The 15,387-nt window shown below is 65.1% G+C and carries 15 protein-coding genes; 12 read left to right on the top strand and 3 right to left on the bottom strand.

Annotated elements, in window-relative coordinates:
• Positions 1-199 precede the first annotated feature (199 nt).
• The gene (locus tag CLV47_RS14320) at positions 200-1,078 is read right to left on the bottom strand and encodes a pyruvate, water dikinase regulatory protein (protein WP_106349724.1); all 879 of its coding nucleotides are present in this window, start codon (positions 1,076-1,078) and stop codon (positions 200-202) included.
• Between the two features lie 99 nt (positions 1,079-1,177).
• Here CLV47_RS14320 and CLV47_RS14325 point away from each other — a divergent pair, with 99 nt between their 5' ends.
• From CLV47_RS14325 to CLV47_RS14340, 4 genes are read left to right on the top strand one after another with little or no spacing between them, the layout of a single operon-like run.
• The gene (locus CLV47_RS14325) at positions 1,178-1,885 is read left to right on the top strand and encodes a M50 family metallopeptidase (protein WP_106349725.1); all 708 of its coding nucleotides are present in this window, start codon (positions 1,178-1,180) and stop codon (positions 1,883-1,885) included.
• A 43-nt stretch (positions 1,886-1,928) separates the two neighbouring features.
• Positions 1,929-2,978, top strand: a complete 1,050-nt coding sequence (locus tag CLV47_RS14330) for a lipoate-protein ligase LplAB (protein ID WP_106349771.1) — start codon at positions 1,929-1,931, stop codon at positions 2,976-2,978.
• Positions 2,975-3,916: an oxygen-dependent tRNA uridine(34) hydroxylase TrhO gene (gene trhO, locus CLV47_RS14335; protein ID WP_202862593.1), complete on the top strand. Its 942-nt coding sequence runs from the start codon at positions 2,975-2,977 to the stop codon at positions 3,914-3,916. The genes CLV47_RS14330 and trhO overlap by 4 nt, the downstream gene beginning before the upstream one ends.
• Positions 3,913-4,227: a TFIIB-type zinc ribbon-containing protein gene (locus tag CLV47_RS14340; RefSeq protein ID WP_202862594.1), complete on the top strand. Its 315-nt coding sequence runs from the start codon at positions 3,913-3,915 to the stop codon at positions 4,225-4,227. Before trhO ends, CLV47_RS14340 begins: the two co-directional genes overlap by 4 nt.
• 247 nt (positions 4,228-4,474) lie before the next feature.
• Here CLV47_RS14340 and CLV47_RS21850 read toward each other — a convergent pair whose 3' ends face one another.
• Positions 4,475-4,696: a hypothetical protein gene (locus tag CLV47_RS21850; protein WP_146135391.1), complete on the bottom strand. Its 222-nt coding sequence runs from the start codon at positions 4,694-4,696 to the stop codon at positions 4,475-4,477.
• A gap of 203 nt (positions 4,697-4,899) precedes the next feature.
• Here CLV47_RS21850 and CLV47_RS14345 point away from each other — a divergent pair, with 203 nt between their 5' ends.
• From CLV47_RS14345 to CLV47_RS14355, 3 genes are read left to right on the top strand one after another with little or no spacing between them, the layout of a single operon-like run.
• The gene (locus tag CLV47_RS14345) at positions 4,900-5,715 is read left to right on the top strand and encodes an MBL fold metallo-hydrolase (protein WP_202862595.1); all 816 of its coding nucleotides are present in this window, start codon (positions 4,900-4,902) and stop codon (positions 5,713-5,715) included.
• Positions 5,716-5,717: 2 nt separating this feature from the next.
• Positions 5,718-6,350, top strand: coding sequence for a DedA family protein (locus tag CLV47_RS14350; RefSeq protein ID WP_106349727.1), 633 nt, complete (start codon positions 5,718-5,720; stop codon positions 6,348-6,350).
• Complete coding sequence (locus tag CLV47_RS14355; protein ID WP_106349728.1) at positions 6,347-8,497, top strand: phage holin family protein; 2,151 nt, start codon at positions 6,347-6,349, stop codon at positions 8,495-8,497. Before CLV47_RS14350 ends, CLV47_RS14355 begins: the two co-directional genes overlap by 4 nt.
• On the opposite strand, the gene CLV47_RS14360 is transcribed toward CLV47_RS14355, so the two are convergent.
• Positions 8,463-9,098 carry a VC0807 family protein gene (locus CLV47_RS14360; protein WP_337589579.1) on the bottom strand — a complete coding sequence of 212 codons (636 nt, stop codon included), beginning with the start codon at positions 9,096-9,098 and terminating at the stop codon, positions 8,463-8,465. The two genes, CLV47_RS14355 and CLV47_RS14360, sit on opposite strands and share 35 nt — an antisense overlap.
• Positions 9,099-9,402: 304 nt before the next feature.
• Here CLV47_RS14360 and dxs point away from each other — a divergent pair, with 304 nt between their 5' ends.
• From dxs to CLV47_RS14385, 5 genes are read left to right on the top strand one after another with little or no spacing between them, the layout of a single operon-like run.
• The gene (gene dxs, locus CLV47_RS14365; RefSeq protein ID WP_106349730.1) at positions 9,403-11,292 is read left to right on the top strand and encodes a 1-deoxy-D-xylulose-5-phosphate synthase; all 1,890 of its coding nucleotides are present in this window, start codon (positions 9,403-9,405) and stop codon (positions 11,290-11,292) included.
• On the top strand, positions 11,289-12,128 hold the full coding sequence (hpnC, locus tag CLV47_RS14370; protein WP_106349731.1) for a squalene synthase HpnC: 840 nt from the start codon (positions 11,289-11,291) through the stop codon (positions 12,126-12,128). Before dxs ends, hpnC begins: the two co-directional genes overlap by 4 nt.
• Positions 12,095-12,982 carry a presqualene diphosphate synthase HpnD gene (gene hpnD / locus CLV47_RS14375; protein ID WP_202862596.1) on the top strand — a complete coding sequence of 296 codons (888 nt, stop codon included), beginning with the start codon at positions 12,095-12,097 and terminating at the stop codon, positions 12,980-12,982. Before hpnC ends, hpnD begins: the two co-directional genes overlap by 34 nt.
• The gene (hpnE, locus tag CLV47_RS14380; RefSeq protein ID WP_106349733.1) at positions 12,979-14,358 is read left to right on the top strand and encodes a hydroxysqualene dehydroxylase HpnE; all 1,380 of its coding nucleotides are present in this window, start codon (positions 12,979-12,981) and stop codon (positions 14,356-14,358) included. Before hpnD ends, hpnE begins: the two co-directional genes overlap by 4 nt.
• Positions 14,355-15,383, top strand: coding sequence for a polyprenyl synthetase family protein (locus tag CLV47_RS14385; RefSeq protein WP_106349734.1), 1,029 nt, complete (start codon positions 14,355-14,357; stop codon positions 15,381-15,383). Before hpnE ends, CLV47_RS14385 begins: the two co-directional genes overlap by 4 nt.
• Positions 15,384-15,387 lie beyond the last annotated feature (4 nt).

A 15,387-nucleotide genomic window follows, 5' to 3' on the forward strand; every position in this document is an offset into this window, starting at 1 on the left:
CCTACCTATGCCTCTGTTCGCCAATTACGGCTCATACGACGATCCGTGACTTCGTATCGCCGCCGCGGCTTCGATCAAACCGGCCATTCGTACATTTGTGCTGTTTCGCAGCGCGCTCGCCCGGTTTCGAGCTGCACAACGGTACAAATGTTGGCGATCGCAGCGAACCCCGGTGACGGGAAGAGTCGGATGGCGGGGGTTACGGCTTTTGTTCGCCCAGCGCGGCTCGTGCGCGATCGTTCATCAGGTCGATCACCCGGCCGGCGGACTCTTCGAGCGCGAGCGAGGTCGTGTCGACGACCGGACAGCCCAGCCGGCGGTGGATCGTGCCGATCGCCTCGAGCTCGTCGTAGATCCGGTTGAGCTCGGCGTACCCATCGATTCCGCGGGTGGTGCCGAGCGTGCGTACCCGGCGTCCGCGGATTGTGGCGAGCCGCGACGGGTCGATGGTGAGACCGACGATCTTCCAGCGGTCGACTGCGTAGAGCTGGCCCGGTGGTGCGATTCCCGGCACGAGCGGGACGTTCGCGGTGCGGTAGCCGAGATAGCCCAGATACATAGACAGTGGAGTCTTGCCCGTACGGGACGCGCCAACGAGCACGATGTCCGCCTCGGTGAGCCCGTCCGGCATCTGGCCGTCATCGTGCTTGACGGCGAACTCCATGGCGGAGATGCGCTTGAAATAGTCCGCGTCAATCCCGACCGGCCGATTGGGCACCCGCGCCGCCAAGTCCCCACTGGCCTGTTCGAGCGCAATCAGGGCCGGGCCGATCAAGTCGCAAAACGGCACGTCCATCTCATCGCACAGTTCGCCGACCAAGGCACGCAGATCGTTGTCGACGAGTGTCACAAACGCGACGACGCCGTGCCCTTTGCCATTTTTGATGTGCTCCATCGCCATGTGCAGGCCCGCGGTCGTGGTGATGCGCGGGTGGCGGATGATTCGCACCGGATGCGTGGCAAACTGTGCGACCGCCGCGCGGGCGACTCGCGCTCCGGTATCACCGGTCGAGTCCGCGATGACATGGACTTCGATGGGCTCCGCGGGCGGCCCTTCTGGTAGCTCCGGAATCGGCATTCACCAACCTTAGAGCCCGCGGAGCGGCAACCGCACGCGGTACGACGCGGAGCGGGTACCGTGCCAACGTGATCGACGACGAAATGATGGGCCCGCCCCGTGTGGCATGAGATCTGGACGCGGCTACAGCCCGCGGACGTATCTAGAGTCGGTACGACGCCGGTCCTGGTGGCGCTGGGTGTCGCCGTACTCGTCGTGGCGATCACCCCAATCTGGCGGGTGGTGCGGATCGCGGTCACCGTCGTACACGAGCTAGGGCACGCCGCCGTCGGCGTCATCCTGGGGCGCCGGTTCACCGGGTTCGTCCTCCGGCCGGACATGTCCGGCGAAACCGTCACGGTCGGCAAGAGCCACGGGCCCGCGTTGGTGTGTTCAACATGGGCCGGTTACCCGGCGCCGGCGGTCGTCGGTACGGCGCTGGTCTTTGCGGCCGAACGCGGCTGGGCGGCCCCCGTGCTGGGCGCGATCGGTGTGGTCCTCGTCTGCACGCTGGTCATGGTTCGTTCGGTGTATACCGCGGTCGTGATTGTGCTGGCCGCGGTCGCCGCCGGCGCATTGTGGTGGTGGGGTAGCGCCCAGTTGCAGTTGGTGGTGACGTTCGCATTGGGCGTGATACTGCTGTTGGGTGCATGGCGGCACGTCGGTGCCGTGGCCGGTCGGCGTACCCGTGGCGGTACGTCGGACTCCGGTGTTTTGGCCCGCCTGACCCCGCTGCCGGCGCTGGCCTGGATCGGCACGTTCTATCTGGTGGCCGCAGCGGGCACGGCGCTCGTTGGTCTTCAACTGTGGTCTCTACTCGCTCATTGATTGGCGCGGGCGGTACGACGACGCGGGCAGTATTGTGTACGACGTGAGACGAGGCGAATACAAGGTCAGGGGCGGCAAGCTGGTAGCCGCGGAGGTCGATGTAGTCGACGGCGTGATCAGCGGCGTCAACATCAGCGGAGACTTCTTCCTCGAGCCCGACGAAGCCCTCGACAGGATCAACGCCGCACTCGTCGGTACGCCGGAAACAGCCTCCGTCGTGCATATGAGCGAGCTCATCGCGGCCGCCATCGGGACGGCCGACATGATCGGGTTCGGCCCGGAGTCCGTGGCGATCGCCGTACGCCGCGCGCTCGGATTTGCCACCGGCTGGGCGGATCACAACTTCGAGATCGTGCATCCGGGACCGGTGTCCCCGGTGCTCAACGTCGCGCTCGATCAGGTCCTCGTTGAGGCGATCGCCGCCGGCACCCGAGGCCCGACACTGCGGTTTTGGGAGTGGAGCGGCAACACCATCGTCATCGGCTCGTTCCAGTCACTGCGCAACGAGGTCGACGTGGCCGCTGCCGAAGAGATGGACATCAGCGTCGTACGCCGAATCTCCGGTGGTGGTGCGATGTTTATGGAGCCGGGTAACTGCATCACCTACTCCTTGTATGTGCCCGCATCGCTCGTCGAAGGGCTCAGCTTCGAGCAGTCCTACGCTTTTCTCGACGACTGGGTGCTGGGCGGGCTGCGGGAACTGGGTATCGAGGCGACGTACAAGCCGCTCAACGACATCACCTCGCCGATGGGCAAGATCGGCGGCGCGGCGCAGAAGCGGATCGTGGGTGGCGGGGTGCTCCACCACGTCACGATGTCCTACGACATTGACGCCGACAAGATGCTCAAGGTGCTGCGCATTGGCCGCGAGAAGCTCTCCGACAAAGGCACGAAATCGGCTAACAAACGTGTCGATCCGTTGCGCAGCCAGACCGGCATGACCCGTGCGGACATCATCGAGTCGCTCAAGGACCACTTCCGGGCGCGCTATGACACGACCGACGGCCAGATCACGCCGGAGGAGTGGGCGCGAGCCGACGAGCTCGTCGCGAGCAAGTTCAGCACCCCCGAATGGATCGGCCGCGTTCCGTGACCGAACGTCGCACCAAGGACGGCAAGGTCATCATGCCGAAGATCGTCCTCTACTACTGCTTTACGCCGATCGCCGATCCAGACGCGGTCCGGCTGTGGCAGAAGGAGCTGTGCGAGCGGTTCGAGCTGACCGGCCGGATCCTCATCTCCGCGCACGGCATCAACGGCACGGTTGGTGGCGCGATGGCCGATGTCAAGCAATATGTACGTCGTACCAAGGAGTTCGCGCCGTTTCGCGACATCGACTTCAAGTGGAGCACGGGCACCGGGCGCGACTTTCCTCGGCTCAGCGTCAAGGTGCGCGATGAGATCGTCACCTTCGGCGTACCGGGAGAGATCAAGGTTGACGCGAACGGCGTCGTCGGGGGCGGTACTCATCTGAGTCCTACCGAGGTGCACCAATTGGTGCAGGCTCGTGGTGACGATGTCGTGTTCTTTGACGGTCGCAACGCACTCGAAGCCGAGATCGGCCGGTTCAAGGGCGCCGTCGTACCGGATGCGGCGACAACGAAGGACTTCATCGGCGAGCTCGAGAGCGGCAAGTACGACCACCTCAAAGGCAAACCGGTCGTTACCTACTGCACCGGTGGCATCCGTTGCGAGGTCCTCAGCACGCTGATGGTCAACAGGGGCTTCGGCGAGGTCTATCAAATCGACGGCGGCATCGTGCGGTACGGCGAGAAGTACGGCGATGACGGCCTCTGGGAGGGCTCGCTGTTCGTTTTCGACAAGAGGATGAGTGTCGACTTCTCCGATCACACAGCGATTGTCGGCCACTGCGCGAACTGCGGGGCGAGCACGAAAGACTTCCTCGACTGCGAGGCGCTCGGCTGCAAAGCGCTTGAAGTGATGTGCGCCAAGTGCGTCGATGCGGCGCCATATTGCACGACGCACCGCGTGGGAACTATAGAAAGTGACCAGCGCGTTAAGTCTCTGTGACTCTTCTATGCCCTAAATGCACCAACGTGATGCAGCAGTACGAACGAAACGACGTCATCGTCGACCAATGCACCGAGTGCGGTGGGCTATTCCTCGACCGCGGCGAGCTCGAGCGGCTCACCGTCGCCGAAGCCAATTTCTACAGTGAAGGCCCGCCGCAGCCATTACCTCCGCATCCCGCCCGCTACGAGGAACGACAGCGTGACGACCGTCGATACGATGAGCGCCGTGACGATGGCCGTGGCAGGTACGGCAAGAAGCGGAAGCGAGAGTCGTTCTTCGGCGAGGTCTTCGAGATGTTCGGCGACTAGTCGCGGATCGCGCTAATAATTCGTCGGGGTCGTCGCGCTCGCGCCGTGCCGGGCCCGGGGTGGGATTTCACGCAGGCAAAATACGGGCAGCAGCACTTCCGGCCGGTTTGATCCTCCCAGGAATCGTACATTTGTGCTACTTCGCAGCAGATCCTTGCGAATCAGGATGCGCATCTCCACATTTGTGCCGGAATGCCCATGATCTATTAGCGACACAGCTGCAGAGGACGCCCTAGCTGCGTGTCGCCTAAAGGAAGATCAGCAGTCCACCGATGATCATTGCCATCGTCGTCACGCCGGCGACGATGAGCGATGCGAATCGATGACGCTCGAGAAACCCGACGGACTGGACCCCCCGGGCCATGCTCAGGAACTCCGGTACGCGCTCGGTGGACTGAAAGTCGTTCAGCGCATAGGGAGCGTGACTAGGCTGCGTTGCTGGTCTTGGGGCACGAAAGTCGTCGGACATGGCTTCTTCTTCCAGGTACGCCGAGACCGCGCCTCGTCCTAAAGGTGCGATATGCCGCGGGATGGATAGGGAAGTCACGGCAACTCGACGATCAAATCGTAGCGACGGCGTTGGCCCAATCGCGTGAGGTCGCGGCGTGTTTCATCGCGATCTGGTCACAATCGCCCGCGAGTGCAATCGCATACGCTGAGACCGTGGATGCGATGACGATGCAGTTTCTTGGGCACTCGACTGTCCGGATTGATCTACCAGGCCGAGTGATACTTACCGATCCGGTCCTTACGGCGCGGGTCGGTCCGCTGCGGCGGGTCTGCGCGCCGTTGCGTCGAGTCGACTGGGCCGGGGTCGATACGGTGCTGATCTCGCATCTGCACGGCGATCATCTTCATCTGCCGTCGCTACGACAACTGGGCACCGACGTGCGGATCGTCGTACCGCGTGGCGCCGGACCGTGGCTGACCGGGCACGGCTTCACTAACGTTGAAGAGATTTCTCCCGGGGAGTCGATCACCGATGCGGGCCTTGAGTTGACTGCTATCCGGGCAGATCACGCGGCGCATCGTTGGGGTCCGCGGCTGCACGTTGGCCCGTCGGCGCCGCCGATTGGTTATCTGATCAAAGCCAATGGCACGCGGACGTACTACGCCGGCGACACCGACCTGGTCCACGAGATGACCGAGATCGGAGAGCAGGCGGCCCGTCTTGACGTCGCACTGCTGCCGGTGTGGGGTTGGGGCCCCAACATCGGTCCAGGCCATCTCGACCCGCAACGCGCCGCGACCGCCGCCCGCCTGCTCGCGCCGCGATTCGCCGTGCCTGTGCATTGGGGCACGCTCGCGGTGCCGGGCTTGTGCCGGGTTCCCGGCGGCGTCGGATCGCACATGAGAGCGCTTCTAGCCGAGCCACCACGGCAGTTCGCTGCTGCCGTGTCCAGGCTGGGACTGGACACGACGGTGGCGATCGCCGAACCAGGCGCCCGAGTCGCGTTGGCGCCCGCCGGCCCGCGCAGCGACCGGTGAGTATGACGTACGCAGCGGCCGCGGCAGTAGACTCTGGCGCGATCGGCTATCCGGCGCTGGTGGGCGGCGTACTGCTTGGCTCGCTGATCCCACTTGTCCCGACCGGCGCGTTGTGCGGCGCCGCTGCGGCCGTAGCGATGACGACGCCGCGACTGTCGATCGTGCTGGTCATCGTGCTCGCGGCGGTTGCCGCGTTTGCCGGCGATGTGATCGTCTATGCCCTTGCCAGGCTCGGTAGCGACCCGATCAAACGGTGGGTCGCACGCGGTCACCACATCGACCGGCTCAGCAGGATCGAGCACCAGTTTGATACCCATGGCTGGCAGATCATCGTCATCGGTCGGCTTCTACCGGCGGGCCGCATACCGGCACTTATCGGCGCCGCGGCCCTCGAATATCCCTGGCGGCGACTACTGCCGGCTGTCGGTGTCGCTTGCCTGATGTGGTCCGGTTTGTACAGCGCGCTTGGAGTGGTCAGTGGGGGTATTTTCGACTCGCCCTGGGAAGCCGTTGCGCTCGTCATCGTTCTCACACTCCTCGTGACTGGGATTATGCAACTGATCGAGAAGCGCAGGGCCAAACGGGATAAGGCTAGTAAAGGTACGAACGAACCAGGGAGTGTTGTCAAGTCGTGAGCGATAACGGACCTCGCGGAAAGGCGCGCGTGCTCAGAACCGGCAGGACCCTTGCGCGGGTCGTATTTATCTGGGCCGCGAATGCGGCAACCCTCGTGCTGCTCGATGCGATGCTGACTGGCTTCTCGATGTCGCAATGGTGGCAGCCGCTGGTCTGTGCGCTGCTGTTCGGCCTGCTCGTGGCGTTTGTGTGGCCGGGTCTGATGCGGGTCGCACTTCCGATCGCATTCTTCACGCTCGGACTGGCGAGCATCCTGCTGCTTGGTGCCGGTGTGGTCGCGATCTTTGTGCTGGTCCCCGGTGTCAAGATTCACGGCTTCGGTACGGCGGTGATAGTCGCGGTGGCGATGGCCGCGATCGGCGCGCTGATCCATGGGCTGCTGTCGGTGGACGAGGATGAGCTCTTCTTCCGGCGGGCAGCGCGCAGAGCCTCGCGGCGAGACTCAACGGACGGTGTGCGCTCGTCGGGCGTGCTTTTCCTGCAGATCGACGGGCTGGGCTACGACACGGTGCGCCGTGCCGTGCGCGATGGCGACATGCCGACGCTGGCCAGATGGATCCGCGCGGACAGCCACAGCCTGGAGCTTTGGCACACCGACTGGAGCTCGCAAACCGGTGCCTCCGTCTGCGCCATCATGCACGGCTCCAATGAGGACATCCTCGGATTCCGTTGGTACGAGAAGGATCGTGACCACGTGATGGCGTGCGCACATCCAGGCGACGCCGCCGAGATCGAACGCCGTCATAGTAATGGTCGCGGACTTCTGGCGGCCGACGGCGCCGCGCATGGCAATCTCTTCACCGGCGACGCGGAGCACGTCAGCCTGACGATGAGCGCGGTGCCGGTCATCGTGCCTAAATCGCGCCGCCGCGAACGCCAGCAGAAGCGTCGTGTCGGCGCCGGCTATTACGCATATTTCGCCAACCCGCTCAACGTCGTACGTACGACATGTGTTGCGTTCGCCGACGTCGCACGTGAGATCTGGGCCTCTTCGCAACAGAAGCGCGCCGACGTGCGGCCGCGGATCAATCGCGGCGGACTGTATCCATTCGCACGCGTCGGGACGACCGTGATCGCGCGCGACATCATGGTCTCGGCCGTGGTCGAGGACATGCTCGCCGGGCGTTCTGTTGTCTATGCAGATTTCCTTGGGTACGACGAAGTGGCTCACCATTCCGGTATCGAACGATTCGATGCGCTCGCCGTTCTGCGCAGCATCGACCAACAGATCGGCCGGATCCACCGGGCGACTGAGCTCGCGCCGCGACACTACGAGATCGTCATCCTGTCCGATCATGGGCAGACGCAGGGCGAGGCCTTCTCGGCACGTTTCGGGGAGCCCATTGAGGCGTTGGTCGGCCGCCTGTGCGGCGGCGATCAAGCGCAGGCCGGCTCGCGGCGTCGTTCCACGGTTGAAGGCTGGCAGATGGGGGCGAGCCTCGCCGATGCAACGGCCGGCGGCGGTCCGATTGGGCGTCGTTTACGCGCCCGCGTCGAAGATGCCGACCCGGTTAAGAAGGACGCCCGGGCGGCGCAGACGCGCGATGTGAACGTCGTACGGGCCGCGCCCGGAGTCGTCGTCGTACCGTCCGGGCACCTGGCGATGGTGTCATTCACCGACCACGTCGGGCGAGTCGATCTTGAGACTATTGAGCGCGAGTTTCCGGAGCTGCTGCCGACACTCGTCGACCACGATGGCGTGGGATTCATGCTGGTGCGAAGCTCCGAGTTCGGTCCGGTCGTCCTCGGTGGGAACGGGATTCACCGTCTGGCGACCGGGGTGGTCATCGGCGAGGACCCACTCAAAAACTATGGTCCGCACGCGGCCGACCTGATCCGCCGGGTGGACACCTTCGAGCACTGCGCCGACATCATGATCAACAGCAACTACGATCCGGCCACCGATGCGGCGTCGTCCTTCGAGACGCACGTTGGTTCCCACGGCGGGCTTGGCGGTCCGCAGGCGCGCGGGTTCGTCCTGCGGCCTCGGAGCCTTCCTGACCTGGGTGAGGTCGTCGGAGCGGAGGCGCTTCACGAAGGCTTCGCTGGCTGGCTCGATTTTCTGCGCTGCCGCCCGTCCGGCGCAACGCACACGGCCGACGGTGATCGGGTTACGCAGGTTGGTGCGCTGGGCTACCCCACTTGAGGATGAAACCGCCCGCGTGCAGTGACTTTTGGAACCACCGCCACGATGCGAACAGGCCGATGATGAACAGCGGCGCTGAGCCGACTCCGGCGATCGGTACGGACAGCGAGGTCGGCATCGTGAGCAGCATCCCGAGTGTCATGCTCGCGTTCGCGACCAGCACTCCAGCCCACAACAGCGACAGTCGTTGGAAGAGTCGGCGGATGTGCGGAGAACTCACCACATCCACAGGCAGTGGACAGAAGTCGTCGGCGAGCCGCTGGAGAAGAGGACGTTTGAACGCGACGGTCGCGAGGATCGCTAATCCGGTCAGGTACGTCGTGATCGTCGGCTGCAGGAAGTAGGTCACCGCGCTATCCGCGGCGGCGGTGATGCCCACCCGAAGGGTGGCGAGTGCCGTGGCAACGACCAACATCATAGGCGGGCGGCCGCCACGAACAATACGAACACCTATTGCGAAATACGCCCAGGCCAGAGCGACAATAAGCGCCCAATGGAGACTGGCCATCATCATTACCAGATAAAACAACCCAAGCGGAATAACGACCGCCTCGCCGACCTGGAAGGCTATTCGCCTCGCCATGCTGGGCAGGTGTGGCATCGGGATTGTGCGTGGAGTGCCGGTAAAATGCACGTACTTCTCCTGCGGGGCAGCAACTTTTTCGACAAGTGCCGCGTAAGTAATCTGGTCAGACTACCGTCTCAACGGTCCAATTTCGGTAAGTCGCGGGCGGCATCACATTGCTGAACCAAAAGGGACTAACGGCCAAGCAAGAAAAACGTTGCGCTATACAAGGATTCGGCGTAGATGTGGAAAGGAGATCTAGACTAAGTAAGCAGGTAGTTGAAGGCTTTGCCACCGGCCGCCGTACACGGGAGTCGGTGCAAGTCGATGGGGGTGCCCCATGGGCGTGCTTGAAACCATCGCCGGACCGCAGGATCTGCGTTGCCTGGACGACGAGCAGTTGACGACTCTCGCGCATGAGATACGAGAGTTCGTCATTGATGCGGTGGCTAAAACGGGCGGTCACCTGGGGTCAAATCTCGGCGTCGTCGAGTTGACGATGGCGCTGCACAGGTCCTTTGACTCGCCAGCTACGCCGATCATCTTCGACACCGGCCATCAGGCCTACATCCACAAGCTGCTCACGGGGCGGGCGGGGTTGTTCGGTTCGCTGCGGGCCGCCGGCGGGCTGTCCGGATATCCAAATCGGGCGGAGTCGGTGCATGACTTCGTCGAGAATTCGCATGCGTCCACGGCGCTCTCTTACGCCGACGGCCTGGCAAAGGCGTTCGCACTCGACGATCCGTCGCAGTTGGTGGTCGCCGTGGTCGGTGACGGTGCGCTCACTGGCGGGCTGGCGTGGGAGGCACTCAACAACCTCGGGGCCGCCGGCCGCCGGGTGATCGTCGTACTCAACGACAACGGGCGGTCGTACGCGCCAACGATCGGCGGGTTACCGCGGCACCTCGAACGGATCTGTGACCGGGACAAATACGTCGAGGTCATCGCGCGGCTCGCAGGTGACGACGTGGAAACCGTGCGCCGGGGCCGCTCGGCAACCCTGTTCGGAATGCTCGGGTTCGACTACCTCGGACCGGTTGACGGGCACGACATCGGTGCGCTCGAGCGGGCGTTCGCCGAGGCCAGAGAGGCCGGCGGACCGGTCTTGGTGCACTGCCGTACCCAGAAGGGCCGTGGCTTCCAACCTGCCGAGACCGATGTTGCCGACCGCTTGCACTCCGTCGGCAAAGTCGATGCGCGGACCGGCGCGCCGCTCACGCCCGCCAAACCGACGTGGACGGACAAGTTTGGTGAAGAACTCGCGATACTGGGCGAACAGCGTCCGGAACTGGTCGCGATCAGCGCGGCGATGATACGTCCGACGGGCCTGTGGAGCTTCAGTCAACGCTTTCCGGACCGGTGCTTCGACGTCGGCATCGCCGAGCAGCAAGCGGTGACCTCCGCGGCCGGACTAGCGATGGGCGGCGCGCACCCTGTCGTCGCGCTCTACGCGACATTTGCCAACCGCGCCTTCGACCAGACGCTGCTCGACGTGGGGCTGCACAGGCTCCCCGTGACATTCGCACTCGACCGCGCTGGGATCACCGGACCGGATGGGCCGAGCCATCATGGCGTGTGGGACCTATCGCTGCTCGCGGGTGTGCCCGGATTGCGAGTTGCCGCGCCCCGCGATGCGGTCACACTGTCAGAAGAGCTGCGTGAGGCGGTCGCCGACGACGCCGGACCTACTGCGCTGCGCTACCCCAAAAGCGCAATCGGCCCGGCGATTCCGGCGCTCGACCGTTGGCGTGGAATTGATCTACTGCGCGCCGCGCCGCTCGCCGAGGTGCTGCTGGTCGCGGTCGGCTCGATGGTCGCGCCAGCCACCGAGGCCGCTGATGCGCTGGCCGGTGCCGGTGTCGACTGCACCGTCGTCGACCCACGGTGGGTGCTCCCGGTCAACCCGGCGATCGTCGAGCTGGCTGCGCGGCACAAGCTCGTTGTCTCGGTCGAGGAAGGGATGCGCGCAGGAGGTGTCGGGGCGCGCGTCGCGCAGGCCCTCGCCGATGCAGCGATGGCCACTCCGGTGACGGTGCTGGGGTTACCGGCCGAGTTCATCCCGCACGGTGAACGCGCACAGCTGTTGCGTCGCTATGGCCTCGACTCCGGTGGACTTGTGCGGGCGGTGTTGTCGACGTACGCCGACCGGATTGCGGCCGGACCCCTGTCGAAGGCACGACTGCTCGGACGTACGACGGTGCGTCGCGTGCGCGAAGGCGCCAACCGATGACGGGCCGCAGGTCTGATCCGGTTGGTGTGGACGCCGTACATAGCGAGAATTTCCCCGTCGCCCTGCGGATCCTGCCTGCTCGGCTGCGCGCGGACCTGCTTGCGGCGTACCGCTATGCCAGGTATGTCGATGACGTCGGCGATGCCGCCAGCGGCGATCGCGCAGAGCAACTGGCAGAAGTGGCTGACGACGTGCGCCGTCTCTACAACGGGCAGCAGCCGGTTCGCGACGAAGTCGCCGGGCTGGCCCCGGTCATCGATCGTTGCGCGCTTCCGATCGACCCGCTGCTGCGGCTGGTGGATGCGAATATGAAAGACCAGGAAGTCAGTCGCTACGAGACGTTCGACGATCTGCTCGGCTACTGCCGGCTGTCTGCGAATCCAGTCGGCCAGATCGTCTTACAGATCTTTGATGCCGCTTCCCCCGATCGGATCGAGCTGTCCGATCGGATCTGCACTGGGCTGCAGTTGGTTGAACACTGGCAAGACGTCGCGGAGGACTACCGGGCCGGTCGGATTTACCTGCCGGCCCGGGACCGCGAACAGTTTGACGTCGCAGAGCAGGACCTTGAGGCAGACCACGCGTCGCCGGCGTTGCGCACTCTTGTGGAGTTCGAGACCGACCGGGCACTCGCGTGGATCAACGCCGGCGCGCCGTTAGTCAGCACCCTGCGCGGTTGGGGGCGGATTGCGGTGTCCGGCTACGTGGCCGGCGGACGCGCCGCGGCGATGTCCTTGCGACGTGCCGGCTATGACCCGCTGACCAGCACCCCGAAACCCACGCCGCGTCAGATGGCGACCGAGTGGCTGACGGGAATAGCACGGAGGCCCGGATGAACCTGGACGCGGCGTACGCCGAATGCATCCGGATCACCCGGACCGAGGCACGCAACTTCGCCTACGGGATAAGGCTATTGCCCCCCGACAAGCGACGGGCCATGTCGGCGGTCTATGCGATGGCCCGGCGGATCGACGACATCGGCGACGGGACACTGCCGGCGCTACAGAAATCCCGCGAGCTCGCTCAAATCGGCGCGGACCTGCACGACCTGCACTCCACCGCCGACGACCCCGTGCTCGTCGCGCTGGCCGATTCCGCGGACCGACTGCCGCTGCCACTCGAGGCGTTCGATGACCTGATTGCCGGCTGCCAGATGGACGTGGTGGGACGCGAGTACGGCAACTTCGATGACCTGGTCGAGTATTGCCGGTGCGTGGCCGGGTCGGTCGGTCGGATGTCGCTGGGCATCTACAACGCACCGGACATGGACAAGGCGCGCCCACTGGCCGACGCACTCGGCGTCGCGCTACAGCTGACGAACATCCTGCGAGACCTGCGCGAGGATCGGCTGATCGGCCGCGTCTACCTGCCTAAAGAAGATCTCGACGCATTTGACTGCACGCTGGATCTCGACGACGACGATGTGCTGAGCGATCCGCCGGATCGGTTCGCCGCGCTCGTCCGGTTCGAAGCAGAGCGCGCCGAGAGGTGGTACACCGAAGGGCTTGCACTCTTGCCGATGCTGGATCGGCGCAGTGCCGCCTGCACCGCGGCTATGGCCGGCATTTACCACCGGTTGCTGAACAGGATCGCGGCCGCACCGGAGAAGGTGCGCGGCGCGCGGCTGTCGCTCCCGGCCGGCGAGAAGCTCGCGGTAGCGGCTCGCGCGCTCGTCAAGGGGGCGGCATGACTAGCAAGCCGGTGGTGGTCATCGGCGGCGGACTTGCCGGCATTACCGCGTCCGTCGATCTCGCCGACCGGGGTCACGAGGTCGTCTTGTTGGAGTCGCGGTCGCGGCTCGGCGGTGCGGCCGGTTCGTTCGAGCGTGGCGGGGTACGCGCCGATACCGGTCAGCATGTGCTGCTCCGCTGCTATACCGAGTATCGCGGTCTCATCGAGAGGATGGGTGCCTCCTCGCTAGTGTCGATTCAGGACTCGATGGACATCCCGGTGATCATCGAGGGGCGACCTATCGCGCGGTTGCACAGGGGCCAGTTCGGGCCAGCGCCGATGCATCTGATTCCTGCGGTCGCGCGCTACGGCGCACTCACGCCACGCGAACGGGCGAGCGCGATCCGTGCCGCGCGGGCGATCCGGTCGATTGATCCGGATGATTGCATGACCGACGAGCGCACGTTCGGCGAATGGCTGCGCAGTCACGGCCAAAACGATCGCGTGATCCGGCGACTGTGGGGATTGCTGTGCGTCGCCGCGCTCAATCTCACGCCCGACGCTGCATCCCTTGCCCTGGCGGCAAAGGTGATCCAAACCGGACTGCTGGCCGAGGTGTCCGGCGGCGACATCGGCCTCATTCAGGCCCCGTTGTCGCAGGTCCATGATGACGCCGCCGCACGACTACTCGCGCACCTCGGTGTCACCGTGCGCCGGGGATCCCGGGTCACTGCCGTCGACCAGAGTGACAACGGTTTCGTGGTGCGCACCCGCTCCGACGAAGTCGCTGCGCGCGGCGCCGTACTGGCGATACCGCATCAGTACGCGGCCCGCATCGTGCCCCCTTCGGCGATTGCCGACCCCGATTCGTGGGGCGGGCTTGGCGCGTCGCCGATCATCAACACGCATCTGCGTTTCGACCGCACCGTCACCCATCTGCCTTTCGCGGCGGCCCCGGAGTCTCCGGTGCAGTGGCTCTTCGACCGCACCTCCGCACTCGGTATCAAGACGGGGCAGTATCTCGTCACGTCGACTTCCGCCGCCGACTCGCTTAGCTCGGCGACCGCTCAACAGATTTGCACCAGTCAGTACGACGCGCTGGCCGTGCTGCTTCCCGGCGTACGACAGGCGAAAGTACTGGACACATTTGTCACCCGTGAGCCACGGGCGACCTTCCGCCAGGCCGCCGGCACAGCACGCCTGCGGCCGCAAGCGCAGACGGCGTTGCCGGGCCTGGTCCTCGCCGGGGCGTGGACCGCGACGGGATGGCCCGACACTATGGAAGGCGCGGTGCGCAGCGGCCATGTGGCCGCCGAAGTGCTGTGTCGCAGTGCATCTGGCTCGTTACCGACTAACGACCCGACAGGATCCTCACGACGGGAGGCTATCGCATGACGATCCGCACAGACAGCATCTCCACGGAGGACGGCCTGGCCCGTGCACGCGATCTGGTCCGGCCGGCATTACGCGATGCATTGCAGCGGCTCGACACCGCGACGCGCGAGGTCTGTGGCTACCACCTCGGTTTCTGGGACGCCGACGGTACGCCGAGGGCCGGTGCGGGCAAAGGGGTCAGGCCCGCTCTCGCAATACTGTCGGCGCGGGCGGCCGGAAGCGACGCTGCAGTCGGCGTGCCTGCGGCGGTTGCGTGCGAGCTGGTCCACAATTTCTCGCTGCTCCATGACGACATCATGGACCGTGACACCGAGCGGCGGCACCGGCGTACGGCGTGGGCGCTCTATGGCGAGTCCCGGGCGATTCTGGCCGGCGACGCGCTGCAGTCGCTGGCCTCGGAGCTGCTTGCGGAAGCGCCGTCGCCGACCAGCGCCTGGGCCGTGCGATGTCTCAACGCGGCGACCCGGCGCCTGATTGCCGGTCAGGCGGCGGATCTGGCCTTCGAGACGCGCGATGACGTGAGCCTCGACGAATGCCTCGCGATGGCCGCGGCTAAGACCGGAGCGCTCATGGCTTGCTCGGCGTCGCTCGGCGCCGTACTCGCCGACGCGCCGTCCGAGCTCGCGATGGGGCTCACCGACTACGGGACCCACATCGGATTGGCGTTTCAGCTCGTCGACGATCTCCTTGGCATCTGGGGTACCCCCGAGCGAACCGGCAAACCGGTACTTTCAGACCTTCGTTCCCGTAAAAAGTCGGTGCCGGTGGTCGCGGCTTTCGATGCCGGGGGACCGGCCGCAGAGGCATTGCGCTCGCTGTATGCACTCGACCGCGAGATGACCGCGGCGGAACTGATCGAGGCCGCCGAACTCGTCACGGACGCCGGGGGACGTGCTTGGACTGAAAAGGCGGCCGATCGTGAGCTCGCGGCGGCACTGGAGTGCCTAGAACCGCTCGACATGCCGCCCGACGTACGCGAGCAGTTCGTCGTGCTTGCGCGCCAGCTAAGCGGACGGGACGAGTGAACAG

The sequence above is a fragment of the Antricoccus suffuscus genome (assembly GCF_003003235.1).
GTDB classification, from domain to species: domain Bacteria; phylum Actinomycetota; class Actinomycetes; order Mycobacteriales; family Antricoccaceae; genus Antricoccus; species Antricoccus suffuscus.